Source organism: Luteimicrobium sp. DT211, from assembly GCF_049844995.1.
Taxonomy (GTDB): Bacteria; Actinomycetota; Actinomycetes; order Actinomycetales; family Cellulomonadaceae; genus Luteimicrobium.
Genome location: NZ_JBNCMC010000018.1, coordinates 1 through 5,711 on the forward strand (window position 1 = coordinate 1; position 5,711 = coordinate 5,711).

General features: G+C 58.6%; 3 rRNA genes. All 3 read left to right on the plus strand.

Annotated elements, in window-relative coordinates:
* Positions 1–246 precede the first annotated feature (246 nt).
* A 16S ribosomal RNA gene (locus ACLQ14_RS19375) occupies positions 247–1,766 on the plus strand.
* A gap of 554 nt (positions 1,767–2,320) precedes the next feature.
* A 23S ribosomal RNA gene (locus tag ACLQ14_RS19380) occupies positions 2,321–5,428 on the plus strand.
* 106 nt (positions 5,429–5,534) lie between these two features.
* Positions 5,535–5,651, plus strand: a 5S ribosomal RNA gene (gene rrf, locus ACLQ14_RS19385).
* The 16S, 23S and 5S rRNA genes sit together here, the layout of an rRNA operon.
* Positions 5,652–5,711 lie beyond the last annotated feature (60 nt).

The window sequence follows — 5,711 nt, forward strand, 5'->3', positions numbered from 1 at the left end:
GGGTGAGCGTCCGTTTCTTGAGAACTCAACAGTGTGCTTGATAGTCAATGCCAATTTTTAACCCTCGATGGGTTGCTGGTGCTGCCTTTGTGGTGGTGTTGGTGGCCTGTGAGGATTCCTTTGGACAGGGATCGAACCAGTTGGTTCGGTTCTGGCCAGTTTGATTGATCACCCTTCGGGGTGTTCTTCGTATGGTTTGTTGACCGTGTTCTGCTCTTCGGGGTGGGCGTGGTTGGCGTTTGAACATTTACGGAGAGTTTGATCCTGGCTCAGGACGAACGCTGGCGGCGTGCTTAACACATGCAAGTCGAACGGTGAAGCCCAGCTTGCTGGGTGGATCAGTGGCGAACGGGTGAGTAACACGTGAGTAACCTGCCCCCGACTTTGGGATAACTCCGGGAAACCGGGGCTAATACCGGATATGAGGCGTGCCTGCATGGGTGTGTCTGGAAAGATTTATCGGTTGGGGATGGGCTCGCGGCCTATCAGCTTGTTGGTGGGGTGATGGCCTACCAAGGCGACGACGGGTAGCCGGCCTGAGAGGGCGACCGGCCACACTGGGACTGAGACACGGCCCAGACTCCTACGGGAGGCAGCAGTGGGGAATATTGCACAATGGGCGCAAGCCTGATGCAGCGACGCCGCGTGAGGGATGACGGCCTTCGGGTTGTAAACCTCTTTCAGCAGGGAAGAAGCGCAAGTGACGGTACCTGCAGAAGAAGCGCCGGCTAACTACGTGCCAGCAGCCGCGGTAATACGTAGGGCGCAAGCGTTGTCCGGAATTATTGGGCGTAAAGAGCTCGTAGGCGGTTTGTCGCGTCTGGTGTGAAAACTCAAGGCTCAACCTTGAGCTTGCATCGGGTACGGGCAGACTAGAGTGCGGTAGGGGAGACTGGAATTCCTGGTGTAGCGGTGGAATGCGCAGATATCAGGAGGAACACCGATGGCGAAGGCAGGTCTCTGGGCCGCAACTGACGCTGAGGAGCGAAAGCATGGGGAGCGAACAGGATTAGATACCCTGGTAGTCCATGCCGTAAACGTTGGGCACTAGGTGTGGGGCTCATTCCACGAGTTCCGTGCCGCAGCTAACGCATTAAGTGCCCCGCCTGGGGAGTACGGCCGCAAGGCTAAAACTCAAAGGAATTGACGGGGGCCCGCACAAGCGGCGGAGCATGCGGATTAATTCGATGCAACGCGAAGAACCTTACCAAGGCTTGACATACACCGGAAACGGCCAGAGATGGTCGCCCCGCAAGGTCGGTGTACAGGTGGTGCATGGTTGTCGTCAGCTCGTGTCGTGAGATGTTGGGTTAAGTCCCGCAACGAGCGCAACCCTCGTCCCATGTTGCCAGCGGGTTATGCCGGGGACTCATGGGAGACTGCCGGGGTCAACTCGGAGGAAGGTGGGGATGACGTCAAATCATCATGCCCCTTATGTCTTGGGCTTCACGCATGCTACAATGGCCGGTACAAAGGGCTGCGATACCGTAAGGTGGAGCGAATCCCAAAAAGCCGGTCTCAGTTCGGATTGGGGTCTGCAACTCGACCCCATGAAGTCGGAGTCGCTAGTAATCGCAGATCAGCAACGCTGCGGTGAATACGTTCCCGGGCCTTGTACACACCGCCCGTCAAGTCACGAAAGTCGGTAACACCCGAAGCCCATGGCCCAACCCTTGTGGGGGGAGTGGTCGAAGGTGGGACTGGCGATTGGGACTAAGTCGTAACAAGGTAGCCGTACCGGAAGGTGCGGCTGGATCACCTCCTTTCTAAGGAGCTTTTGCTTCTGATTGAGCGCTGCCGGCCTTGCCGGGTCGCCCTGTGTGTCCTTCGGGGCCTGGTCCTTCGGGGCCTGGTCCTTCGGGGCCTGGTCCTTCGGGGCCTGGTCCTTCGGGGCCTGTGGGTGGTCTGGTGGTGTCTGGTCCTCGGGGTCTCCTGGGGGCTGGGCGTGGGTCGGTGGTCATGCCGGTGCCGAACGTGTGCCGGGTGGTTGCTCATGGGTGGAACATTGACGAGGTCGTGCCCTTGTGGTGCGGTCGCTGCTAGTACTGCTCGGTGCTGTCTCCCTTGGGGGGTGGTGCGGGGTGTGGAAGGTGGTGGCCGGCTGGGGGGTGGGCCGGTGAGCACACTGTTGGGTCCTGAGGGAACGGCCGCGTTGGTGGCTGTTGCTTCGTGCGGGCCGTGGTGAGGGTCGACCGGTTGGTCGGGTTGAGCTGCGGGATCGTCGGTTGCTTGAGAACTGCACAGTGGACGCGAGCATCTTTGTGAAACACGAAGCACACCCTTGTGGTGTGTGACCGTGGTTTCTGCAATTTTGTTGTTGAGTTAAGTTTTTAAGGGCACAGGGTGGATGCCTTGGCACCAGGAGCCGAAGAAGGACGTCGTAGCCTGCGATAAGCCTCGGGGAGTTGGCAAACGAACCGTGATCCGAGGATGTCCGAATGGGGAAACCCGGCCACAGTCATGTGTGGTCACCCGCACCTGAATATATAGGGTGTGTGGAGGGAACGCCGGGAAGTGAAACATCTCAGTACCGGCAGGAAGAGATATTCCGTGAGTAGTGGCGAGCGAAAGCGGAAAAGGCCAAACCGTGCACGTGTGAAAGCTGTCAGGCGTTGCGTGTTCGGGGTTGTGGGACCCTTCTGGATCTGCTGACACGGGTCCGGGGAGTCAGAAAGCCGCGTTGTAGTCGAAGGGCATTGAAAGGCCCGGCACAGAGGGTGCGACCCCCGTAGACGAAATGGCGTGGCCTCCCGAAGGGGATCCCAAGTAGCACGGGGCCCGAGAAATCTCGTGTGAATCTGGCAAGACCACTTGCTAAGCCTAAATACTACCTGGTGACCGATAGCGGACTAGTACCGTGAGGGAAAGGTGAAAAGTACCCCGGGAGGGGAGTGAAATAGTACCTGAAACCGTGTGCCTACAATCCGTTGGAGCCTCCTTAGCAGGGGTGACAGCGTGCCTTTTGAAGAATGAGCCTGCGAGTTAGTGCTCAGTGGCGAGGTTAACCCGTGTGGGGAAGCCGTAGCGAAAGCGAGTCCGAACAGGGCGTATGAGTCGCTGGGTCTAGACCCGAAGCGAAGTGATCTAGCCATGGGCAGGCTGAAGCGTGGGTAAGACCGCGTGGAGGGCCGAACCCACCAGGGTTGAAAACCTGGGGGATGACCTGTGGTTAGGGGTGAAAGGCCAATCAAACTTCGTGATAGCTGGTTCTCCCCGAAATGCATTTAGGTGCAGCCTCGCGTGTTTCTTGCCGGAGGTAGAGCTACTGGATGGCCGATGGGCCCTACAAGGTTACTGACGTCAGCCAAACTCCGAATGCCGGTAAGTGAGAGCGCGGGAGTGAGACTGCGGGGGATAAGCTCCGTAGTCGAGAGGGAAACAGCCCAGACCACCAGCTAAGGCCCCTAAGCGTGTGCTAAGTGGGAAAGGATGTGGAGTTGCACAGACAACCAGGAGGTTGGCTTAGAAGCAGCCACCCTTGAAAGAGTGCGTAATAGCTCACTGGTCAAGTGATTCCGCGCCGACAATGTAGCGGGGCTCAAGTACACCGCCGAAGCTGTGGCATTCACACTTTGCTAGGCCTTCGTGGTCCAGGCGTGTGGATGGGTAGGGGAGCGTCGTGTGGGCAGTGAAGCTGCGGGGTGACCCAGTGGTGGAGCCTACACGAGTGAGAATGCAGGCATGAGTAGCGAAAGACGGGTGAGAAACCCGTCCGCCGAATGACCAAGGGTTCCAGGGCCAGGTTAATCCGCCCTGGGTAAGTCGGGACCTAAGGCGAGGCCGACAGGCGTAGTCGATGGACAAGGAGTTGAGATTCTCCTACCGGCGAAGAACCGCCCGTACCGAGCCCGGTGATGCTAAGCGCCCGAATCCCCCCGCCGTTCCTTCGGGAACACTGGGTGGGCCTAGCGCGCGACCCGATCCGGTAGTAGGTAAGCGTATTAACAGGGGTGACGCAGGAAGGTAGCCCGGCGTGGCGATGGTTGTCCACGTCCAAGGTCGCAGGGCGAGCAGCAGGCAAATCCGCTGCTCATGAGCCCGAGGGCTGATGGTGACCGCTTTAGCGGGATAACAGGGTGATCCTATGCTGCCAAGAAAAGCCTCGGCGCGAGGTTCTAGCCGCCCGTACCCCAAACCGACTCAGGTGGTCAGGTAGAGAATACTAAGGCGATCGAGTGAATCGTGGTTAAGGAACTCGGCAAAATGCCCCCGTAACTTCGGGAGAAGGGGGGCCCGAAATGTGAAGCCGCTTGCCGGCTAGCGTGGAGGGCCGCAGAGACCAGGGAGAAGCGACTGTTTACTAAAAACACAGGTCCGTGCTAAGTCGCAAGACGATGTATACGGACTGACGCCTGCCCGGTGCTGGAAGGTTAAGAGGACGGGTCAGCCCTTCGGGGCGAAGCTCAGAATTTAAGCCCCAGTAAACGGCGGTGGTAACTATAACCATCCTAAGGTAGCGAAATTCCTTGTCGGGTAAGTTCCGACCTGCACGAATGGCGTAACGACTTCTCCGCTGTCTCAACCGCGAACTCGGCGAAATTGCACTACGAGTAAAGATGCTCGTTACGCGCAGCAGGACGGAAAGACCCCGGGACCTTTACTATAGCTTGGTATTGGTGTTCGGTGCGGCTTGTGTAGGATAGGTGGGAGACTGCGAAGCTCACGCGCCAGCGTGGGTGGAGTCAACGTTGAAATACCACTCTGGTCGCTCTGGACTCCTAACCTCGGTCCGTGATCCGGATCAGGGACAGTGCCTGGTGGGTAGTTTAACTGGGGCGGTTGCCTCCTAAAATGTAACGGAGGCGCTCAAAGGTTCCCTCAGCCTGGTTGGCAATCAGGTGGCGAGTGCAAGTGCACAAGGGAGCTTGACTGTGAGACTGACAGGTCGAGCAGGGACGAAAGTCGGAACTAGTGATCCGGCGGTGGCTTGTGGAAGCGCCGTCGCTCAACGGATAAAAGGTACCCCGGGGATAACAGGCTGATCTTGCCCAAGAGTCCATATCGACGGCATGGTTTGGCACCTCGATGTCGGCTCGTCGCATCCTGGGGCTGGAGTAGGTCCCAAGGGTTGGGCTGTTCGCCCATTAAAGCGGTACGCGAGCTGGGTTTAGAACGTCGTGAGACAGTTCGGTCCCTATCCGCTGCGCGCGCAGGAAACTTGAGAAGGGCTGTCCCTAGTACGAGAGGACCGGGACGGACGAACCTCTGGTGTGCCAGTTGTTCCGCCAGGAGCACGGCTGGTTAGCTACGTTCGGAAGGGATAACCGCTGAAAGCATCTAAGCGGGAAGCCTGCTTCAAGATGAGGTTTCCAACCCCGTATGGGGGAGAGGCACCCAGCTAGACCACTGGGTAGATAGGCCGGATGTGGGAGCGGGGACGAAAGACCCGTGAAGCTGACCGGTACTAATCAGCCGACAACTTACCAACAACATTCTTTGCTACGCGTCCACTGTGCGGTTCTAGAGCCACCGGCACACCCACCCCTACCGGAAACGGTCCAAGGGGACAGGGTTCCCGAACAGGTTCATAGAGTTACGGCGGTCATAGCGAAGGGGAAACGCCCGGTCCCATTCCGAACCCGGAAGCTAAGCCCTTCAGCGCCGATGGTACTGCCCTGGTGACGGGGTGGGAGAGTAGGACGCCGCCGAACACCCATTCAACCGAAGGCCACCCCCACCAGGGGGTGGCCTTCGGCATACCCGGACCCGGG